Origin of the sequence: Emticicia aquatica (assembly GCF_923079645.1) — a bacterium.
Lineage (GTDB): Bacteria > Bacteroidota > Bacteroidia > Cytophagales > Spirosomataceae > Emticicia > Emticicia aquatica.
Window position 1 is genome coordinate 1089078 of sequence record NZ_CAKLPY010000001.1, and the last position, 18880, is coordinate 1107957.

Consider the following 18880-nt stretch of genomic DNA (forward strand, 5'->3'; position numbering starts at 1 on the left):
TTTTATGCAAAGGTAGATGCACTCTTTTTAGCAAAATTTATCATAAGATAAATAATCAGCGTATACCCCTGATGCGGCTAAGGCTCACTTGTGTGATGCCCAAATAGGAAGCGATATATTTTAAAGGAACTCTTTGTAGTACATTTGGACTTTCTTTCAACAAAGCATTGTAACGTTCTTCGGCAGAATGAAATTGAATACTTTCTACTCGATTGACGGTGTCAACATAAGCTGCTTCAAATATCTTTCTGAACAAACGCTCTATTTCGGGAAATTTATCGTAGAGTTCAAATAGTTTCGGAGAATTGATGCCAATTAGTTCCGAATCCTCAATCATTTGAATGGCTTTACGAGAAGGTTTTCCAGTAAACAAACTTTCGACCCGTGCAATGATGGCATTTTCAAAAGCAAAACACTCAGTTATTTCAATTTCATCTTTATAATAGTAGATGCGAGCTACGCCTTTTTTTATAAAATAAATTGTGCGGCAAGTATGCCCGATTGATTGTAAATCTTGGTTTTTCTTAATAATTACAGGCTTACATATTTCAGAAATTGCCTTGTTTGCTTCTTCTGAAAGGGTATTGTATTTGTTGAAATATGTGATTAGGTTATTCACTATTTATCTAATAAGATTACAATATTCAAGATATTAAGTTATTTGCATTTATTACAGATATTTTGAATATATCCATCTAATATGTGTAAATCGTAAAATAAGATAAATTAATTCAAAAATAATTTTTGTCTCTAAAAAAAGATAAGAAGATTGTAAGTAACTACATAGTGGTTAGTATAAAAAGAGATACTTACGAAACCTTAGTTAATCCGATAAAATGTTTGTAAAATCAAAAACAATGATAGAAAATCGTAAGTTTTTATATTGTTGTTACACTTTCATTCTTACAGGCAGCGTGCCATCGGGCAGAAATACGATACTATTTATGTCAGTACCGAAAGTACGACGTATTTGATGAACCGATAAGCTTATTCAACTTGGGTAGCAAAGACTATGAAGCCAAAGCCGACTACCCTCATATTCTTTTCATTCGAGCCAGAACAACTTTGGCCAAACGAAGTACGATTGTAGTAACGCACGGCGATGAGATATTGACGGCTTACATTGCCTTCAAAATGAACTCGCAGGTCTTTTATGATTTCCGAAAAAAGCAATTACCGAAAGAAGAAATTATAGAGAATACTGAGCAAAAGCAAATAGAAAATAAGCTCAAATGCATGACAAGCCTGCCAAGAAATATCAAAATTGAAGCTAAAAAGCAACAAATTGAATTTAATTTATTGAATTTGTACAATGGCAATGAAGCAACCTTTTTGAGATTTTCGCTCCAAAATCAGAGTAGTATTATCTATGATTTAGACTATGTGAGTTTTACCTATATCGAAAAACGTAAACGCATGACCAAAAGGATAAATACATTGAATGGTGGTTTACAAGAAGTTGAACCGCTGATAAAAGTCGAAAAATTACTCACCGAATCGGGTAAAAGCAATGAGTATTTGTATGCTTTACCGCTATATTCTACTACTAAAGATGGCTTGTTACAAGTAATTTTTAGAGAAAAAGCTGGTTTGCGAAGTATCATCATTGAGATTCCCTTCAAGAAAATCCTTCGTGCAGAACTTTTTTAGTTGGTCAAAATTTTCAATACTACCATTTCAAAACGAATTATAAAACTATGTCTTCAGCCAATAGATTAGAAGAAAATCAAGAAGCCCAAAAGGAAGTTGGAATTCATCATAAACCAATACTGAGCAGATTTGCCAAAATCAAAGTTTTCTTGAAAAAAACTGGGCTGTATTGTTGATTTTAGTATTAATAATTATCTCATATATTGGTTTGCAAGCGGCTAAAAATGGCTTACAATCAAAAGCAAGGGAGCAAGCAGATTTCAAAGCTGGGGAAACGCCCGATTTAGTAAAGGATAACAAAGCAAAGGAGGAAGCTCAGACAAAAATTGATAGAGTTGGTGCGGCTGAAGGCAATAATCAAACTGATGAAACTAAACCATTGGAAGCAGATACTACCCAATTTGTGCGGTTTTTGATGTCAGATGCTTATAAAAAAACACAATACAATGAAGAAGGTTGCAATTGTAAAACAAGATACTATCAAGATTATAGAGAAAAATGATGTTAGGGCTGCAAAACCAATGTATAACACTCAAGTTTTCGCAGCAAAAATCAAAAGGGAGAAAATTAAGGTTTCAAAAAATGAAATCATACCAGAAACTGATGGATTCAATACAGTTGTAGTTTCATCAAAAAAGTAGGTTGAAAATACAACAAATATGGAATTTACATCACCCAAACGCTATTATAAAGCGGTAGTTTATGGCAATCAAACGGTCAGGAGTGGTTCACAAGTTCGGATAAGGTTATTAGAATCGCTCATAGTGGATGGACAAACAATTCCCCCAAATAGCCTGTGTACAAGAATTGCCATACTTGGGTCAAACCGAGTGGCTATTGCTCTTACCTCGGTCCAAGTTCATGGACAACAAATGAGTATCAAAAGCATCGTTTTCGATAAAGATTTATTGCCAGGTATTGCCTTTACCAATGAAAGTGAGGTAAAACAAAGTATTCGCCAACAACGCAATTCGGGTATTGACCAAGCCAACAATGATGTTATTAATAACATTCCACAAATCGGCGGTACAGCAGGTGCAGCTCTATCAACAGGAGTTGGCGTAATAAATGGAATTTCTAAGAGTATTCGCTATGGTGGTGAGAAATACATTGGTGAAATCACCTTAGAAGAAGGTTACAGAGTATTTATTCAACAGTAATTTAAACCAAACAAAATCTTATGAAAACACGCTTTTTAATTTTATTCCTATTGATTGGAAAAATTAGTTTTGCCCAGATTCCAAGCATTGACCTAACGGCAATTCAACGATTAATTGAATTGAAAAATACCGTTGCTACCTTGAAAAAAGGTTTAGCACTCCAAAAAAACATTGATACTAACACAATGGGCGACGAAGCCAACTCAACTGCTCTCGTAGAAGCACAAGGTAAAATCGAAGATTTTTTAAGAGATAGCGATGAATACATTCGTTTATCGTTTAATAATACTGCTTATAGCGATTTGAATAATTTGAGTCGTTTTAGCCAAAATTTGAAAAGTAATATCTCCAATAACCTGAATAGTAGTACTTGGAAAGTAAATGATTTACAAGTTTATTTGATGAGACAAACTACTCAGCCAATAGTGGTTCGGAATTTTATGATGCCCTCACTAAAGGTATTTCGTTGGATAATAAGCAAGGTACGAATACCATTAATGGCTACTATGACAATCTGAGTAAACTTTATAATCGCCAATATGCTCTGCAAACGGTTATGCAGAAAAAGAAAATTCAACAAGCTTTGACTTACTACAAAATGGCTGATGAATTGGAAGCAAAAGCAATGGCACTAAACGAAGGAATGAAAAGCCAAACAGCAGGTAAACCTTTCAGTTTACAAAACAAAGGGGTGTTTGGACTTAATAAATCCACTAATGCTGGCGGATTATTTGATGATTTATTTTCATCTAATTCGGTGGAATTACCCAATTTTACTTCGTCTGGAGTAATTAAGGTGAATGGGCAAAATTATGTATAATTGATGGCAAATCCTTTTGGACTCATTGGCTCACTGTTCAAAGGAGGGTCAAAAACATCCCAAGTGTATTTAGATGAAATAATTAAACAGAGAATAGAAGCAAAAGTACAAAATCAAGCCAATGCCGTACAAACCGAAATCTGCAATAATATCCTAAAAACTGTCTTCGAGGGTAAGGATGAAAATTATTCGGAGCTTTTGAATAGCCTTAATTTCACCTGAAGTAGTTTCAGCACAAAATCGGGTTTACGTATAAGCACAGGCGAACGCATTGCAGGAAATAAATTCTCTATTGATTTAATCACTAAGACCCAAGAACTCAGAGAAAAAGCAGATGCTCTGGTACTCGAAGCTTTAAAACGCACTGATGAACAAAAACAGTTGGATGCGGTTTGGCAAAAGGAAATGATTAGAAAATCGCTAATCAAGATGACTTTATGAGAAAAATAGCACTCATTACCCAAATTGTTGTTGCACTAAGCTGTTTCTCTTGTCAAGAAAACCCTGAAGGTGTTATGTTAGAGTATTTCAAAGTAGCAAATGAAGTAGTCAATAGCGATACCATTGAAGTGGATTATTTACACCAACATTTGTCAAAACGAGCTAAGAGAATGATTGATTCGTTACCACTTTTGATGCCATATAGTTTACTATCACTCACAAAAAAAGGGACATTGGCAATTGCTGAAATAAAAGACCAACAATCCATCACGAAAGACTCAGTTGTTTTAATGTTGATTTGATTTACATCGGAGGGAATGTTTGTACTATTCAACAAGCAATGGTCTTTGAAAATAATGCGTGGAAACTAAGTATTTCCACCAAATAAATGTTATTTTATTTAGAATAAAAATCAAAAAAATGCTCGGTTTTACTGGGTGTTTTTTTGAAATAATTTTCAAATTAATACACTTATTGCATTGTATTTGTAAAATAAACATTGACAACTCTAAATAAAATGACATTACCTACCAAAACATCGGCCTTAGATGCGATTAAAATATATGAAACAATTTATAAGGAAGTGCCTTCAATGATAGATGCCAGCCCAGAACCACTGACCTTTTGGGCAACAGTATTAGGTTTATCCAACTCGGCAGTTTCCAACAAGAAAAAAGGGAGAAGAGACTGGAAAGCCAGTGAAATAAAAAACGTACTGAAAGCACTAAAAAAAGACACTTGATTTATGGCTTTTTTCATACTTAGGCAATGGAATGAATTTTACTGATATCATCCACTTAACCTGGCAAGATATAAATGATGATAAAATCTTGTTTCAAAGACAGAAAACGATGAAAAGTAATACGGATATTTCGGTGAGAATAAATGATACTATGAGAGAGGTATTAGACCGATGGGCAAATAAGCAAAAAAATGAGAAAGACTTTGTATTTCCCTTTCTGGTCGGTATTAATTCACTTGAAAAACGTAAAGCTGAAGTGCATCAAGTCGTTAAAGTAACTAATCACTGTATGAACCAGATTGGGGCTAAGTTAGGAATAAAAGAAAAACTCAATACTTATGTTGCACGTCATAGCTCAGCTACGAGATTATTAAGAAGCAATGCTCCTTTGGCAATGATAAAAGAAAAATTAGGACATAAAAAGTTTTCTACAACTGAAAGTTATTTGGGGAGTTTTGAAAAAGAAGTAGAAGACAAATATTTAGATAAATTGTGATTTGCCGAATTTGTAGTGAGACTTGTAGTGAGACCAATTTTTTAAGGCATAAAAAAAAGAGCTACATTTTATTGTAACTCTTTGATTATAAAGCTTTTAACTCTGCTCCCGAAGCTGGGCTCGAACCAGCGACCCTCTGATTAACAGTCAGATGCTCTAACCGACTGAGCTATTCGGGAATCCTATTTTTGAATTAGATTTTGGTCTTCATTTCTTCGTTCCGAAATCATAATGCAAAGGTAAGGGTTTTATTTTTTGTTGTCAATAAAAAAATAAAATATTTTTTTACTTTTTTATCTTAATAAACAATGTTTTAAGTCATAATATTGATAATCAATGCTTTGCACGTTCTAAAATTAAATCTTTTATTTTTCGTGCATCAGACTTAACAAAGTTTTGAATCAAAATTTCTTGCTCTCTTGCTCTTGCTTTTATTCTGATTGTTGAAAAAAAGATGCCAGAGTCGATTTCTACTCCTGCAATATCATTGTAGAAAACAAAATTTTCACTACTTCTAAAAACTTTTCTCTCTTTGAATGTAACGCCTTTTTCGCTGAAAATAACTTCATCGGGCAATAATGGATTTTTAAGTGTACTTGCTGAAAATCTTTCGTTCATATCTTTAAAAGTTTGAATGTTCAAAATGGTACGTGTACTACTTTCTTGGTTTCAAAAAAATCTTCACTAAAATAGTCGGATAAATTATATAAGGTATATTCTCCGCCAAATTCGGCCAACTCTTCTTCTAAATCACCACCTTTTAAGTATAAAATGCCATTTTTTAGGTCATTAAATTGATTTTTTGTTACTTTATTCAATACCCAACCATAAAATGGCTTTAGCCGTGTTACAGCTCTGCTTATAATAAAATCGTAGTCACTTAGTACGTTTTCTGCTCTTTCATGCTGAGCTGTGAGATTTGTCAGACCAATCGCTTGTGCGACTTCTGTAACAACTTTTATTTTTTTTCCGATAGAATCAACCAAATGAAACTGACATTCTGGAAATAAAATAGCCAAAGGAATACCAGGAAAACCTCCACCTGTACCTACATCTAAAATTTCTGTACCTGGTTTGAATGACATTACCTTTGCAATCCCTAATGAATGAAGCACGTGTTTTTCGTAAAGATTTTCAATATCTTGCCTTGAAACAACATTGATTTGGGCATTCCAAAAACTATATAATTCCTGTAATTGCCCAAATTGATGCAATTGCTTCTCTGTAATACTAGGAAAATATTTTGTTATGATATTTATTGTTGACTGCATTTTAGCTTAGTTTGAATGACAGCAAGTTATACGCTTGCTTTACTAACGCCATTTGATTTTTTTAGGATTAGTAAAAATAGTTACGAGTCCAAAAATTAGATAATAACCAGCATAGAGCATATCATAATATGGTATTCTCCATGAACTAATGGTAGAATTGAGCTTTTTATTGGCTTTTGCCAAAACAATCCATCTAATGAATAACCAAAAGAAAAATACAAAGGTTATCAAACGCATCCAATCATTATACAAATAAAAATCTTGTAGATTGTTATCATCTAATAAGTAAGTAGGAATTCTTGACCATTCTGGAGCTTCAAACCAATCAGGTTTTACGAAAAATGCTGGTAAAAACCAAAGCCAACAAATTAAATGACTGGCTGCTAATAAACCTAGCGATATTTTATCACGAAGTTTATATCGTTTACCAACCGAAAGATGGCGGCGTTTTTGTGTAACCCAGTCTCCCCAAGTTTTCTTCGGAACTGAAATTGTATGAGCGTTTGCATCAATGCAAATAGCAACGTTTTCATTATTTGAGGCTTCATTGACAAATAAATCATCATCACCACCCAAAAGTCCATGGTGGCTGGCAAATCCATTTGTTACCCAAAATAATTCTCGACGATACATTAAGTTTCTACCAATACCCATGTAAGGCATTTTTGCTAAAGCAAAAGATAGGTATTGAATAGCCGTTTGAAAAGTTTCGTATCGAATTAAAGAATTAAGTCGAGAATTTTCAAATTGATATGGAGAAAAGCCCAGTACAACATCTTTACTTTGCGTCATTTGTGCAACCATTGTATCAATCCAAAATTCGCTAGTCGGGCGGCAATCGGCATCTGTTAGCAAAATAATTTCTTTGCTAGCTTTCTTGATACCCATTGTTACTGCATATTTTTTGGCTGTAAAATGCGAGGGTAAACTTTCAATTCTTACAAAATTCACTTTTTTATATCCACCTTCATTGAAAAGTAAATAATCATAAGTTCCATCTACTGAGCGGTCATCAGCAACAATTATCTCAAAATTTGGATATTGTTGTGCTTCAAGTAACGGAAGTAATTCTTTAAGATTTTCTAATTCATTCCAAGCTGCCACAACAACCGAAACACTTGGCTTTGTTTTTTGCTCTGATTCTGGCTCTGATTCTGGCTCAATATCGTTGTGCGAAAGCAAACGACTGAAAATTCCAAGAATATACGCAAGTTGAACAACTATAGCAGTAAAAAAAATAAACGGTAGTAAATAGTGCCAAAACACCATGTAAATGCGATTTAGGTGAAATATTGTGCAAATATACAAACCTTCAACGAAAGGAAGAGATAGTTGGGGCTAAAAAAATCAATCAATAAATACTTGTATTAGCCAAAATGAAGGTTGAAATTTGTTGTATGAAATATGAATTACAAAAAACTGACTCTCAATCGAAAGCTCGAGCTGGGAAAATGACAACTGACCATGGCGAAATATTGACGCCAATTTTTATGCCTGTCGGTACGGCTGCTACTGTTAAAGCTGTTCATCAACGTGAATTGGTGAATGACGTAAAAGCTCAAATTATTTTGGGGAATACTTACCATTTATACTTACGTCCAGGATTGGATATTTTAGAGCGTGCTGGTGGATTGCATAAATTTAATGGTTGGAGTGGCCCGATACTAACTGATTCGGGAGGATATCAGGTTTTTTCATTAAAAGATATTCGTAAAATTTCGGAAGAAGGGGTAAAGTTTCAATCGCATATTGATGGCTCGAGACATTTATTTACACCCGAAAATGTGATGGATACGCAACGAATCATAGGAGCGGATATTATCATGGCATTTGACGAATGTGCTCCATATCCTTGTGATTATAGTTATGCAAAAAAATCAATGGAAATGACACATCGTTGGCTTACTCGCTGTATTGACAGATTTGATTCTACTGAAGGCAAATACGGATATTCACAATCTCTTTTTCCGATTGTTCAAGGAAGCGTCTATAAAGATTTACGTATTCAGTCGGCCGAATTTATAGCTGAACAAAACCGAGATGGAAATGCAATTGGTGGTTTAGCAGTTGGCGAACCTGCCGAAAAAATGTATGAAACTATTGATTATGTAAATGATATTTTACCAAAAGATAAACCAAGATATTTGATGGGAGTAGGAACTCCTGAAAATATTTTGGAAGGAATAGCTCTTGGAATTGATATGTTCGATTGCGTAATGCCAACTCGAAATGCACGAAATGGAATGTTGTTTACAACACAAGGAATAATCAATATTAGGAATGAAAAATGGAAAGATGATTTTACGCCAATTGACGAAACACTTGGAGGCTATGCCAGTACATTTTATTCAAAAGCATATTTACGTCATTTGGTAAAATGTGATGAAATTTTGGCAGCACAAATTGCTAGTATTCATAACTTGACTTTCTATTTATGGTTGGTCGGACAAGCTCGTGAACATATTCTTGCAGGAGATTTCTTTTCTTGGAAAAATACAATGGTAAAACAAACCATGCAACGGTTGTAAAAAGTCACTTCCGACTAACAAACTTATTGCCTTCAATATAAAAACGATACGGCAAATCTGCTCCTTGTGTAATTCCGATGCGAGTGGTTGTCACGATTTGAAAATCGGTTGATTGGGTATTAATGCAGTGAAATTTGTCGGAATCCAACGGGAAGAAGTTGAAACCAGGCGTGATTGCCATCGCTTGAACTAATTTGGCAGGGCCGTTGCACAAATTACATAAATTTTTTGTGTTGCGTCTTTCTTGCATTAATTCAATGCCTTCAATTGGTTCTAATGCTCGAATCAAAATGGCTTCGCCAATATTTTTTGCACCACTCACAATATTGAAACAATGGTGTAAACCGTAAATAAGATAAACATAAGCGACTCCAGCATTTTCAAACATTGCTGCGTTTCGTGTCGTTTTTTTTCGATAAGCATGACAAGCTGGGTCATTGTGTAAATATGCCTCGGTTTCAACAATAATACCAGAAGTGCGTCCTTGTGGACTTTCATGGACCAGTGTACAACCTAGCAATTGCTTTGCTAAAGATAATGTATTATGTTTTTCGTAAAATTCTTTGGGAAGAAGGTTTTGCATCTGTACTTTTGGTAAGTTTTTACTACGAATATATGTATTATCTTTTATATACGACAATTTGAAGCATTGTCAAAAATGAATATTATTGAACCTTGAAACAAATACAATATAAATATCGTCCCGATAATCTTACGATTTCTGAACCCAATAAGTATAAAACAGAAGATTTGTACTCGGAAGAAATGGTGCTTAATCTTGGCCCTCAACACCCATCTACACACGGAGTTTTGCGTTTAGAAGTGCTTACCGATGGCGAAATTGTAGCAGATGTTGTATCTCATTTAGGTTATTTACATCGTTGTTTTGAAAAACATGCAGAAAGTTTGCCTTTCAATCAAATCATACCTTATGTTGATAGAATGGATTATGTGGCTTCCATGAATTCTGAACTAGCCTATGTAATGGGTGTAGAAAAAATGCTTGGAATTGATAAAGATTTACCAAAAAGAGTCGAATATATTAGAGTTTTGGTGGCTGAACTTAATAGGATTGCATCTCATTTTATTGCCATTGGTACTTATGCACTCGATATAGGTGCAGCAACGCCATTTTTGTGGTTATTGCGTGACCGTGAACATATTTTGAGAATGTTGGAATGGCTTTGCGGTGCAAGATTATTATATAATTATATTTGGGTTGGTGGACTTTTCTATGATTTGCCTGTTGGTTTTGAGGAACGTTGCCTAGAATTTGTTAATTACCTAAAGCCCAAATTGATAGAATTGCAGCAATTAGTTATTGAAAATCATATTTTTATTAATCGAACTGCAAATATTGGTGTATTGCCCTTACCAATGGCAATTAACTTTGGTTGTACAGGCCCTGTTTTGCGTGGTTCGGGTCTAAAATGGGATTTACGGAAAGTTGATGCGTATTCGGTTTATTCTGAAATTGAATTTGATATTCCTGTTGGAAAAGGTGAAGTCGGTAAGGTGGGGGATTGTTGGGATAGAAATAATGTTCGAGTAAAAGAGTGTTGGGAATCACTAAGAATAATTGAGCAATGCCTAGAAAAACTAACAAAAGAGCATAAACGTACCAAAGAATTTGACCCACAAGCTTTAGTTCCAAAGAAAATTCGCCCACCGAAAATGGATTTCTATTGTCGTGCCGAAAACCCAAAAGGAGAGTTAGGCTTCTTTTTTCGGACTGATGGCCGCTCAGATGTACCAACACGAGTAAAAGCTAGGGCATGTTCTTTTAATAATTTATCGGTTTTACCCGAATTATCAAGAGGAGGAATGATTGCCGATTTGGTAGCAGTTATTGGTTCGCTTGATGTGGTGATGGGGGAGGTTGACCGCTAAATTATTTCCAAAATAAATAAAATGGAATACCAGTTGCTATTAAACCTAACCCAAATAATGCTTCATAAGGTTGATTGAAAATAGTTACAAAAAGTAACGAAACACAGAAAAGTACAAAGAAAATAGGTACAAAAGGATAACCAATAACTTTGTATTTTCGCTCAATTTCTGGATTCTTCAAACGTAAAATAATTACACCTAAAGCTGTGCTTCCATAGTAGATAAAAGAAGCAAAAATTAACATGTCAGTTAGTTGATCAAAACTGCCAGACCATATTAAAAGTATTGACCATATTGACTGTAACAAGAGAGCTACATCAGGTGTTTTATAAATAGGATGAATTGATGCTGCTTTTTTGAAGAACAATTGGTCACGTGCCATGGCATAAAAAATCCGAGCCGACATCATAATTGAACTATTGGTGGCATTTAAAGTAGTTATAAGTATCAAACAGGCTACAAAAAGCATTCCCGTACTACCTAAAATTTTGTTAGCAACCTCAATCGCAGCGATTTTATTTGGAGTTTCATTGAGTTGAATAAAAAAGTCAATCGGTAAAATATAGACAAAAACGATATTCAACATTACATAAATCAAAATCACAATTCCTGTCCCAATTCCTAGAGCCAAAGGAAGATTTTTTTGTGGATTCTTGACTTCTTCACCTATATATCCAATGTGATTCCAACCTTCGTAACCCCAAAAAGCACCTAAACTAGCAATCATCATTGCTTTCATCATTCCCCAACCATACAGTTTACTTTCGTCAAAATTTACACTTTTTTGAGTTAAATTCTCAAAACTGCCTTCCTCAGCCTTTAAACCAAAAATGATGAATAAAAGCACTGCTATAAACATCAAATAGGTCAAAATACTACTTAAACTTTCAGCGAATTTTATGCCTCTATAATTTAGATAAGTAAGTAAAATAGTTAATAATGAAGCCAGCAATTTGATGGATAAATTATCAAAAATATTGATTCCAAAAATAATGCAACTGAGATTTGATGATGGAAGTGGAATAAGGCTATTGAATGATTGAGCAAAAATGTAAGCAAGAGCAGCAATGGCAGCGGTTTTCATCACTGTGAAATTTCCCCATCCATATAAAAAAGCAAAAAAACGTCCATAAATTTTTTGAAAATAAGCATATTCTCCACCCGAATCAGGAAACATACTAGCCATCTCGGCTGTTGATAAAGCTCCAGCTAAACTAATAATCCCTGCTAAAATCCAACATAAAATCACCAATAACGGCGAACCTAATTCGGCAGACATTGGGGCAATTTTCTTGAAAACCCCAGAGCCAACAATTACGCTAACCACCAAAATTGTTGCCGCTCTAAGTCCGATTTTAGGAATGAGTTTAGACATATTTTTTAATTGAGTATATCGTATCCAAATCCCGCTTTATCGGTGATTTTTAAGTAGCCATTTTCCAAAATGAAACCTCCACTTACCAAATCTTCTGCCAAATCAAAACTGCCGTCAAGGTCGAGGTAACGGGTATTTTGGCAAGCATAAGCAACGTGTAGAGCAGCCGTAATACTTGCGATACTTTCGTCATTGCAGCCCCAAAATAAATCAATATTGGCATTTTGAGCAATGGTAGCAATTTCTAAAGCTCCCATGATTCCACCACATTTCATTAATTTAATATTGAAAATTCCGAATGGCTGAGGGTTTGAGCTAAATTGTAAAGCCGATTTTGCATTTTTCAAAGATTCATCTCCAGTTAAAACTTTTCGATGTTGAGCCTCAAGCTGCAATAATTCTGATTCTTTTCCTACTTTTAGTGGTTGTTCTATCAATTCAATGCCAATAGTATCAGTTTTTGTTAGAAATTTCTTTAAATCTTGTAACGAATATCCTTGATTAGCATCAACTCTGATTTTTAGATTATTTTTATAAATTTCATGCAAACGAGTGACACGCTCTATATCTTCGTCCACATCAAGGCCTGTTTTTACTTTCAAAACTTTAAAACCTAGCTTGAAATATTTTTCTGCTTCTTCTAAAGTCTCAGTTACATTCATGATTCCAATGGTAACTGAAGTAGGCAAAAATTTAATTTTTTGTCCATAAAAATCAACAATCGGTATATTCAAAAACTTTCCAAAAGTATCGTGTAAAGCAAGGTCAATGGCAGCTTGTGTACCGGCCAAATTTGGGAATTGTTGACAGGCTTCAAAAATTATTTGCTGAAAATGTCTAATATCTCGCCCAACCAAGTTATGAACAAACTCAGTTTGCAAATTCAAATAAGTTTGTTGTGAATTTTCTCCTATAACCTCTTCTGCTGGACTTGCAGAACCCAAGCCAACGATTCCATTTTCTAGTTCAATTTCTAAAAAAACTAATTCTACATCAGTAAAAGTACTATATGCAATTGTATATGGTTTGGTTAAGGCTAAGTTTTTTAGGTAGGGGCGAACCGCTTTGATTTTCATTGCTATAAGGCTTTTAGTGTAGAAACAATCTTTTCAACGCCTTCTTGAATCGGCAATAAAACAGGTATTTTTAAAGATTTTTCATAGAAATTTTGGTATTCGTAAGCTTCTTCGGTAGAGCATTTTTCGGTGTTGAGAGCCACTGCAATTACTTTTGAACCTAATTTCTCAATAATTTCTATTTCTGATTCAACACTCGGGATTTTTCCCCAACAGGGGTCATCATCAAAAAACTTCCTTTTCGGTGCATGAAGTAAAACTACATAATTCGCATTGCCAGAAATCAATAATTCTAGTCCGCACGGCCCGCTCGGATTGCGTAAAGAAGATTGCCCTTCAAGCAAAATTATGTCAGGTTTTGTTTCATTCCAACAAGTCACAATAGCATTTTCTAACTCACCAGAAACAAAATCATTTAAAGTTGAATCGAAAATAAAACCGTATTTTCCACCTTGTAACCAACCTGTTTGTCCTGTGAAAATCATTTCTGCATTTAAGCCACTAGCTTGACAAGCTTGCTTAATCATTCTTGCGGTGGTTCGTTTGCCCATGGCACAATCCATCCCAATCACGGCAATCGTTTTAGCTTTTACTTGGTATATTTCACCTGTCCAAAAATGTAAATCTTTTCTTGTTTTAGGTTTTCTAATATCAGTTAAAGTAACATTATTTTGAGTGGCTAATTCAACAATTTCTGGTTTTTCGCTAAGGTATTCATGTAGCCCATTGACGATAGAAATACCTTTTTTAATAGCATCTTTTACAATTTCTAGCATTGGATGAGGTAAAACACCACCAATTGTTGCTATTCCAATAATCAGAAAATCAATATTGATTAATTGTTTTTGTGCCGAATGCAATGATTCAAAAATAGGAATATTTCGATTTTTTCCGTCCAACAATTCACCTGCGTCCTTTCCAGCAGTGCTTTCAGAGTCAATTACACCAATAATATTGTACCTTTCAGTTCCTCTAATTAATCCGTGTGCGGTTTTGGCATCGCCTTTTTGTAACAAGCCATTTGTTAAAATTACTGCTTTATTCATTTAAACTTTTTATTGTTTTTTTATTAATACGCCCGAATACTTTCCAGTAGATTTTTGCGATTGGAAAACTAATTCGCCATTGACCCAAACTTTTTCAATACCTGTTGAAAGGGCTTTCCCATTTTGAATATTGGCATTATCAATAACTGTATCAGGATTAAAAAGCACTAAATCAGCATAATTTCCATTGGCAATGATTCCTCGATTATTGATTCCAAGATTTTCGGCTGATAAACCTGTCATTTTATAAATAGCTGTTTCTAAAGGCATTAACTTTTGTTCTCTTACGTACCTTCCTAGTATTTTGGTGAAAGTTCCATGACCACGAGGATGCCCGCTTGATGAGCCATCCGAGCAAATATTGGTATGTGGCCAAACCAAGAATTTAGCTACATCATTTTCATCCATTGATTTGCCCATAATTGCTTCGATTCCTTCATCAAAATCAGGATTTTTTTCTTCAAAATCTGCTGCAATAGCAATCAAATCCATCAATGTTTGAGAAGGTTTTTCGTTCCGTTCTTTGGCAATTTCGGAAATAGTCTTTCCTGCATAAGTTTTATTGGGAGCAAACCTTACCAAAACAGACTTTTCAGGGTCAAATAATTGATTTACAGCAAATTCAGCACTTGCGGCATTGTTATAATCACGATTTGGAAATAAAACTCTGAGCGTCGAATTCCAAAAATCATAAGGGTAGCAATCAGCTGTAATGTTAATACCTTCAGCTCTTGCTTTTTGTAATTTGGCAAGTAACTGTGGCGACTTTCCCCATTGGTCTTTTTTGGCAATTTTAATATGAGAAATCTGTACTGGTATTTTTGAACTTCGCCCAATTTCGATGATTTCGTCAATAGCTTCATCTAAATTTATATCTTCGCTTCTCACGTGACTCATATATCTTCCGCCATTTTGGGCTACAATATCAGTTAACTGAAGTATTTCATCTCGATTTGAAAAGAAAGCCGATTCATATTCTAAGCCTGTTGCTAAACCTAATGAACCCTTTTTTAATTCATTTTGTAATAAAACCTTCATTTTATCAACTTCGGCGGCTTTGGCAGTTCGATAAAGACTTTTGGTTCCCATCACTTCTGTTCTCAAGGTTGAGTGACCCGTATAAGAAGCAACATTTATGGCTACTGGATGTTTCTTGAAGAAATTTTTTAGCGTATCCATTGGATAACTGCCACCATCTTGACCAATAACAATTGTTGTAATACCTTGGCTGACAGCAGGAATAGCTTCAGGAACTTTATTCAAGCCCCCAAAATGATGGCTGTGAGAATCAATAAATCCGGGAGACAAAACCAGTCCTTGACCATCGGTGATTGTTTCATTTGAGAATGCTTCTAAATTACCAATTTCCCAAATTTTATCATCCTTCAAACGGATATCTTCTTTTCTGGCTGGTGTTCCTGTGCCATCAATGAGTTGGACGTTTTTTATGAGTTGGGTCGAAGCAATTTTCGCAGATTTTCCTTCTAAAATGTCTTTAACGATATTTCTGACACTGGCATTACTCGAATTTGTCAGAATTATAACAGTGGTTTTTTTCTCGAGATTTCGTTCAATACTATTCAAAAAACCAACCCAACTTCCTGTATGATTTAAAATATTTCCGTTTTTCTCAATGAACCACCCAAAGCCATAATTGTAGGTTTTACCATTATTTAATTTAACTGGCGAAAAGGCTTCCTTGAGCGTTTTCGCACTCACAAGCTTGGTAGTATAAAGTGCTTGTTCCCATTTTAATAAATCTTCTGCCGAAGAATAAATATTTCCGTCACCAATGACACCATCTAGTCTAATAAGGTCATTCAAGTAGTTTTTGCCGTTTTTCCTCTCAAAACCATAAACCCGCTGAATATTGACACTCAACGGGCTTTGCATGTTTAGGTAATAAACATAGGTGTTTGTTAATGAAAGTGGTTGGGTAATATGTTTTTTGAAAAAATCTTCGATTTTCATCCCAGATGTTTTCTCAATAATTAATGCCAATATAATATAGCCTGTATTACAATATTCCCATTTTGAACCAGACTCGAAATTGAGTTTTGGTTTGAGATGAGAGAAAAGCTGAAGCATTTTCTCATTGTTAAGCGTATCAAGCGTATTATTATAACGAATTGCCAAATCAAAATACTCAGGTAAGCCCGAAGTATGCGTCAAAAGTTGCCTAATCGAAATGTGTTTGTATGGAAATGAAGGCAAAAACTTTTGAACTTTATCATCGTATTGCAATTTTCCTTGTTCTTGCAAAATCATCGTCATCATTGCCACAAATTGCTTTGAAATGGAGGCTAAATTAAAAGACGACTGTACTGAAAGTGCTTCTTGGGTTTGTATATTAGCTATTCCAAGGGCTTTTTTATACAAGGTTTTACCATCTTGAGCAATCAAAACTACTCCGTTAAACATCGACTTTTCGTGAAGTTTAACCAATGCAGAATCTAATATAACTATTTGGGAATGTGACGGTTGAGCTTTTGAAGTCAAAATTATACTTCCCAAAATCAAAAATAACAGACTTTTAAGATATAAATTCTGCATGAATGAATTCTTTATGATGCTGTAAAATTTTAATAAATCTATTTTTTATTCTTTAAAAATGAAAATTTATCAAACAAAATAAATATAAAACCTTAATTTTAAGCAAAATATTCTTTTTTACGTTTTTTTTAATTAATAAAAAAGCAAATTATGCTGGATACAATCGACAAAAAAATACTTAAGCTTTTGCAGAAAAATGCAAAATTAACAATCAAGGAATTAGCTGAAGAGCTAAATTTAACCACTTCTCCGATTTTTGAACGTATAAAAAGGTTGGAAAAAGAAGAGATTATTGAGGGATATGTTGCTTTGCTTAATGCCGAAAAAGTAGAAAAAGGACAAGTAGTTTTTTGTAATGTATCTATGCCTATTTACACGAAAGAAAATATTGATTCGTTTGAAAAAATTGTCCAATCAATGCCACAAGTGATGGAATGTTATCATTTAGCAGGAATGGTTGATTATCAATTAAAGGTTTTTGTGAAAGATATTAAGGAGTATGACAGTTTTTTGAAAAAAATGGCAGAAATTCAGGTTGTTAAAGTTCACAGTAGTGCCATAGTATTGCATAATGTAAAATATTCAACTGTGATTTCAGTTGATTAAACTTAGGCTAAAATCAATTTAAACAAAAAACTTTCGTCGTACTACATCTAAAACAGCAGCTATAAACTTTGTTTTTTTTGTTGAATACATGATTTTGATTTCTTCCAAAAGTGTAGTATCTCCATCCAAAAATTTAAAAATCTGTGAGGGTGAATTTTTGTTGTACAAGTCGGCAAAAACTTCGGCTGCTGGTAAACGTTTTTGCTCTAAAACATTCAAAAAAACGCTTGAATAGAACAAAAAACGTTTTTTAAACCAAGTTTCTTTTATAATTGGTGAACCAGTTTTTTCTAAATGAGCAACAATTTGCTTTAGTCTTCTTTGAGTATTCTGAAAGGTGTACCCTGTGGCTGGATTGGTGTACCCGCCAGCAGTACCTATTCTTATAATATGTTTACTAGGAAACTCGTTTGTGCTTTCATCACTCATCGGAATAATGCCAAATTCTTCTTCAAGAATCTGATAATGAGTCAATTGTATTTTTTCTAATATATATTTTTTTATTTCAGAATCGTATTCTTCGGTTGTCAAAAGAGATTCATTAAACAAAGTATATTCAATTAAAGCGGTATGTTCATCAAATGGTAAAACATATATAAAACGACAATCATTTTGCTGCTCAATCCCAAAATTCATCATGTCTGGTAGGGCAGGGTTGAAAATCGGTTTTTCACTTCTAATGACGAATCCTTTGAAATGTTGAAGTAAATTATGGTTGTTTTTGATGTTAAGTTTAAGCTTGTAAGTGCTATCAAAAATGAAGTTAGCTCGTATTTTTTTACCTGCTTTGGTTGTAACAAAAGCGTCGTTTTTATTTTCTTGAATGGCTGCTACCGAATCTTTTAGCCATTCAATGTTGCCAGTTTTTTTTAGCTCGCCTATAACAAAATTATAGAAATCAATTCCACGAAGGAGTTTATAATAATAATCGCCAATATCTAAAATTTGCGAATTATTTTTGGTATCGCAAAATTTAACTGAAGACCATTTTTTATAAAGAATTTGTTCGAAAGTATTGTCTCCAACTTCCCAAAATGCCCAAGTTCGGTCGTTTATATTTTTTTCTTGTGGTTCAATTATCAGAATAGATTTATTTGATATCCGACTCATTTTCAAGTAATAAGCCAACGAAAGTCCTGCCATTCCGCCACCGCAAATGATATAATCATAAACGCCTTCGGTTTCTTCAAAATGAACATCTGTATTATTTTTTGTCATGAAAAATT

At 34.1% G+C, this 18880-nt stretch carries 23 protein-coding genes and 1 tRNA gene; 13 read left to right on the forward strand and 11 right to left on the reverse strand.

Features of this window, described 5'->3' with window-relative positions; translation table 11 throughout:
* Positions 1 to 55: 55 nt before the first annotated feature.
* Positions 56 to 619 carry a Crp/Fnr family transcriptional regulator gene (locus tag MJQ71_RS04755; RefSeq protein WP_238804990.1) on the reverse strand — a complete coding sequence of 188 codons (564 nt, stop codon included), beginning with the start codon at positions 617 to 619 and terminating at the stop codon, positions 56 to 58.
* Positions 620 to 996: 377 nt separating this feature from the next.
* On the opposite strand from MJQ71_RS04755, the gene MJQ71_RS04760 reads away from it, so the two are divergent.
* From MJQ71_RS04760 to MJQ71_RS04800, 10 genes are all read left to right on the forward strand, one after another.
* Positions 997 to 1650, forward strand: coding sequence for a DUF4138 domain-containing protein (locus tag MJQ71_RS04760; RefSeq protein ID WP_238804992.1), 654 nt, complete (start codon positions 997 to 999; stop codon positions 1648 to 1650).
* A 47-nt stretch (positions 1651 to 1697) separates the two neighbouring features.
* On the forward strand, positions 1698 to 1826 hold the full coding sequence (locus MJQ71_RS20870) for a hypothetical protein (RefSeq protein WP_290370158.1): 129 nt from the start codon (positions 1698 to 1700) through the stop codon (positions 1824 to 1826).
* On the forward strand, positions 1823 to 2152 hold the full coding sequence (locus MJQ71_RS04765; protein WP_238804994.1) for a hypothetical protein: 330 nt from the start codon (positions 1823 to 1825) through the stop codon (positions 2150 to 2152). The genes MJQ71_RS20870 and MJQ71_RS04765 overlap by 4 nt, the downstream gene beginning before the upstream one ends.
* A gap of 157 nt (positions 2153 to 2309) precedes the next feature.
* Entirely contained in the window at positions 2310 to 2810 is a 501-nt protein-coding gene (traM, locus tag MJQ71_RS04770; RefSeq protein WP_238804995.1) for a conjugative transposon protein TraM, read from the forward strand.
* A 20-nt stretch (positions 2811 to 2830) separates the two neighbouring features.
* A complete protein-coding gene (locus MJQ71_RS04775) occupies positions 2831 to 3328 on the forward strand; it encodes a hypothetical protein (protein WP_238804996.1) in 498 nt (165 codons plus the stop codon).
* Between the two features lie 38 nt (positions 3329 to 3366).
* On the forward strand, positions 3367 to 3630 hold the full coding sequence (locus MJQ71_RS04780) for a hypothetical protein (protein WP_238804997.1): 264 nt from the start codon (positions 3367 to 3369) through the stop codon (positions 3628 to 3630).
* Between the two features lie 3 nt (positions 3631 to 3633).
* Complete coding sequence (locus tag MJQ71_RS04785; RefSeq protein WP_238804998.1) at positions 3634 to 3852, forward strand: hypothetical protein; 219 nt, start codon at positions 3634 to 3636, stop codon at positions 3850 to 3852.
* A 215-nt stretch (positions 3853 to 4067) separates the two neighbouring features.
* Positions 4068 to 4373, forward strand: a complete 306-nt coding sequence (locus MJQ71_RS04790) for a hypothetical protein (RefSeq protein ID WP_238804999.1) — start codon at positions 4068 to 4070, stop codon at positions 4371 to 4373.
* Positions 4374 to 4588: 215 nt separating this feature from the next.
* The gene (locus tag MJQ71_RS04795; RefSeq protein WP_238805000.1) at positions 4589 to 4813 is read left to right on the forward strand and encodes a hypothetical protein; all 225 of its coding nucleotides are present in this window, start codon (positions 4589 to 4591) and stop codon (positions 4811 to 4813) included.
* Positions 4814 to 4844: 31 nt separating this feature from the next.
* Positions 4845 to 5309, forward strand: a complete 465-nt coding sequence (locus MJQ71_RS04800; protein WP_238805001.1) for a tyrosine-type recombinase/integrase — start codon at positions 4845 to 4847, stop codon at positions 5307 to 5309.
* Positions 5310 to 5414: 105 nt separating this feature from the next.
* Here the strand turns inward: MJQ71_RS04800 and MJQ71_RS04805 are convergent.
* The 4 genes from MJQ71_RS04805 to MJQ71_RS04820 all read right to left on the reverse strand — a co-directional run bounded on the left by MJQ71_RS04805 (position 5415) and on the right by MJQ71_RS04820 (position 7849).
* Positions 5415 to 5488, reverse strand: a tRNA-Asn gene (locus MJQ71_RS04805).
* A gap of 154 nt (positions 5489 to 5642) precedes the next feature.
* On the reverse strand, positions 5643 to 5927 hold the full coding sequence (locus MJQ71_RS04810) for a hypothetical protein (protein WP_238805003.1): 285 nt from the start codon (positions 5925 to 5927) through the stop codon (positions 5643 to 5645).
* Between the two features lie 20 nt (positions 5928 to 5947).
* On the reverse strand, positions 5948 to 6580 hold the full coding sequence (gene rsmG / locus MJQ71_RS04815) for a 16S rRNA (guanine(527)-N(7))-methyltransferase RsmG (protein ID WP_238805005.1): 633 nt from the start codon (positions 6578 to 6580) through the stop codon (positions 5948 to 5950).
* A gap of 42 nt (positions 6581 to 6622) precedes the next feature.
* A complete protein-coding gene (locus MJQ71_RS04820) occupies positions 6623 to 7849 on the reverse strand; it encodes a glycosyltransferase (protein ID WP_238805007.1) in 1227 nt (408 codons plus the stop codon).
* A 128-nt stretch (positions 7850 to 7977) separates the two neighbouring features.
* On the opposite strand from MJQ71_RS04820, the gene tgt reads away from it, so the two are divergent.
* Entirely contained in the window at positions 7978 to 9108 is a 1131-nt protein-coding gene (tgt, locus tag MJQ71_RS04825) for a tRNA guanosine(34) transglycosylase Tgt (RefSeq protein ID WP_238806403.1), read from the forward strand.
* 4 nt (positions 9109 to 9112) lie between these two features.
* On the opposite strand, the gene MJQ71_RS04830 is transcribed toward tgt, so the two are convergent.
* Complete coding sequence (locus tag MJQ71_RS04830) at positions 9113 to 9691, reverse strand: DNA-3-methyladenine glycosylase (RefSeq protein WP_238805009.1); 579 nt, start codon at positions 9689 to 9691, stop codon at positions 9113 to 9115.
* A gap of 92 nt (positions 9692 to 9783) precedes the next feature.
* Between MJQ71_RS04830 and MJQ71_RS04835 the strand changes: the two genes are divergently transcribed.
* Positions 9784 to 10998, forward strand: coding sequence for an NADH-quinone oxidoreductase subunit D (locus MJQ71_RS04835; RefSeq protein ID WP_238805011.1), 1215 nt, complete (start codon positions 9784 to 9786; stop codon positions 10996 to 10998).
* Between the two features lies 1 nt (position 10999).
* Here the strand turns inward: MJQ71_RS04835 and MJQ71_RS04840 are convergent, their stop codons facing one another.
* The 4 genes from MJQ71_RS04840 to MJQ71_RS04855 are packed head-to-tail and all read right to left on the reverse strand — an operon-like array spanning position 11000 to position 17048.
* Positions 11000 to 12373, reverse strand: a complete 1374-nt coding sequence (locus MJQ71_RS04840) for an APC family permease (RefSeq protein WP_238805013.1) — start codon at positions 12371 to 12373, stop codon at positions 11000 to 11002.
* A 5-nt stretch (positions 12374 to 12378) separates the two neighbouring features.
* Positions 12379 to 13449 (reverse strand): mandelate racemase/muconate lactonizing enzyme family protein, encoded by a 1071-nt coding sequence (locus MJQ71_RS04845; RefSeq protein WP_238805015.1) that lies wholly within the window; start codon positions 13447 to 13449, stop codon positions 12379 to 12381.
* Between the two features lie 2 nt (positions 13450 to 13451).
* Complete coding sequence (locus tag MJQ71_RS04850; protein WP_238805017.1) at positions 13452 to 14495, reverse strand: N-acetyltransferase DgcN family protein; 1044 nt, start codon at positions 14493 to 14495, stop codon at positions 13452 to 13454.
* A gap of 9 nt (positions 14496 to 14504) precedes the next feature.
* Positions 14505 to 17048: a serine hydrolase gene (locus MJQ71_RS04855; protein WP_238805019.1), complete on the reverse strand. Its 2544-nt coding sequence runs from the start codon at positions 17046 to 17048 to the stop codon at positions 14505 to 14507.
* A 150-nt stretch (positions 17049 to 17198) separates the two neighbouring features.
* Between MJQ71_RS04855 and MJQ71_RS04860 the strand changes: the two genes are divergently transcribed.
* Entirely contained in the window at positions 17199 to 17654 is a 456-nt protein-coding gene (locus MJQ71_RS04860; RefSeq protein WP_238805020.1) for an Lrp/AsnC family transcriptional regulator, read from the forward strand.
* A gap of 18 nt (positions 17655 to 17672) precedes the next feature.
* Here MJQ71_RS04860 and MJQ71_RS04865 read toward each other — a convergent pair whose 3' ends face one another.
* A complete protein-coding gene (locus MJQ71_RS04865; protein WP_238805021.1) occupies positions 17673 to 18872 on the reverse strand; it encodes a lycopene cyclase family protein in 1200 nt (399 codons plus the stop codon).
* Between the last annotated feature and the right edge of the window lie 8 nt (positions 18873 to 18880).

Coding starts and splice junctions, on each gene's coding strand:
- tgt (WP_238806403.1), top strand. CDS start 7,978: ATGAAATATGAATTACAAAAAACTGACTCTCAATCGAAAGCTCGAGCT.
- MJQ71_RS04850 (WP_238805017.1), bottom strand. CDS start 14,495: ATGAATAAAGCAGTAATTTTAACAAATGGCTTGTTACAAAAAGGCGAT.
- MJQ71_RS04780 (WP_238804997.1), top strand. CDS start 3,367: ATGCAGAAAAAGAAAATTCAACAAGCTTTGACTTACTACAAAATGGCT.
- MJQ71_RS04790 (WP_238804999.1), top strand. CDS start 4,068: ATGAGAAAAATAGCACTCATTACCCAAATTGTTGTTGCACTAAGCTGT.
- MJQ71_RS04775 (WP_238804996.1), top strand. CDS start 2,831: ATGAAAACACGCTTTTTAATTTTATTCCTATTGATTGGAAAAATTAGT.
- MJQ71_RS04800 (WP_238805001.1), top strand. CDS start 4,845: ATGAATTTTACTGATATCATCCACTTAACCTGGCAAGATATAAATGAT.
- MJQ71_RS20870 (WP_290370158.1), top strand. CDS start 1,698: ATGTCTTCAGCCAATAGATTAGAAGAAAATCAAGAAGCCCAAAAGGAA.
- MJQ71_RS04845 (WP_238805015.1), bottom strand. CDS start 13,449: ATGAAAATCAAAGCGGTTCGCCCCTACCTAAAAAACTTAGCCTTAACC.
- MJQ71_RS04830 (WP_238805009.1), bottom strand. CDS start 9,691: ATGCAAAACCTTCTTCCCAAAGAATTTTACGAAAAACATAATACATTA.
- traM (WP_238804995.1), top strand. CDS start 2,310: ATGGAATTTACATCACCCAAACGCTATTATAAAGCGGTAGTTTATGGC.
- MJQ71_RS04840 (WP_238805013.1), bottom strand. CDS start 12,373: ATGTCTAAACTCATTCCTAAAATCGGACTTAGAGCGGCAACAATTTTG.
- MJQ71_RS04855 (WP_238805019.1), bottom strand. CDS start 17,048: ATGCAGAATTTATATCTTAAAAGTCTGTTATTTTTGATTTTGGGAAGT.
- MJQ71_RS04810 (WP_238805003.1), bottom strand. CDS start 5,927: ATGAACGAAAGATTTTCAGCAAGTACACTTAAAAATCCATTATTGCCC.
- MJQ71_RS04795 (WP_238805000.1), top strand. CDS start 4,589: ATGACATTACCTACCAAAACATCGGCCTTAGATGCGATTAAAATATAT.
- MJQ71_RS04860 (WP_238805020.1), top strand. CDS start 17,199: ATGCTGGATACAATCGACAAAAAAATACTTAAGCTTTTGCAGAAAAAT.
- MJQ71_RS04865 (WP_238805021.1), bottom strand. CDS start 18,872: ATGACAAAAAATAATACAGATGTTCATTTTGAAGAAACCGAAGGCGTT.
- rsmG (WP_238805005.1), bottom strand. CDS start 6,580: ATGCAGTCAACAATAAATATCATAACAAAATATTTTCCTAGTATTACA.
- MJQ71_RS04820 (WP_238805007.1), bottom strand. CDS start 7,849: ATGGTGTTTTGGCACTATTTACTACCGTTTATTTTTTTTACTGCTATA.
- MJQ71_RS04785 (WP_238804998.1), top strand. CDS start 3,634: ATGGCAAATCCTTTTGGACTCATTGGCTCACTGTTCAAAGGAGGGTCA.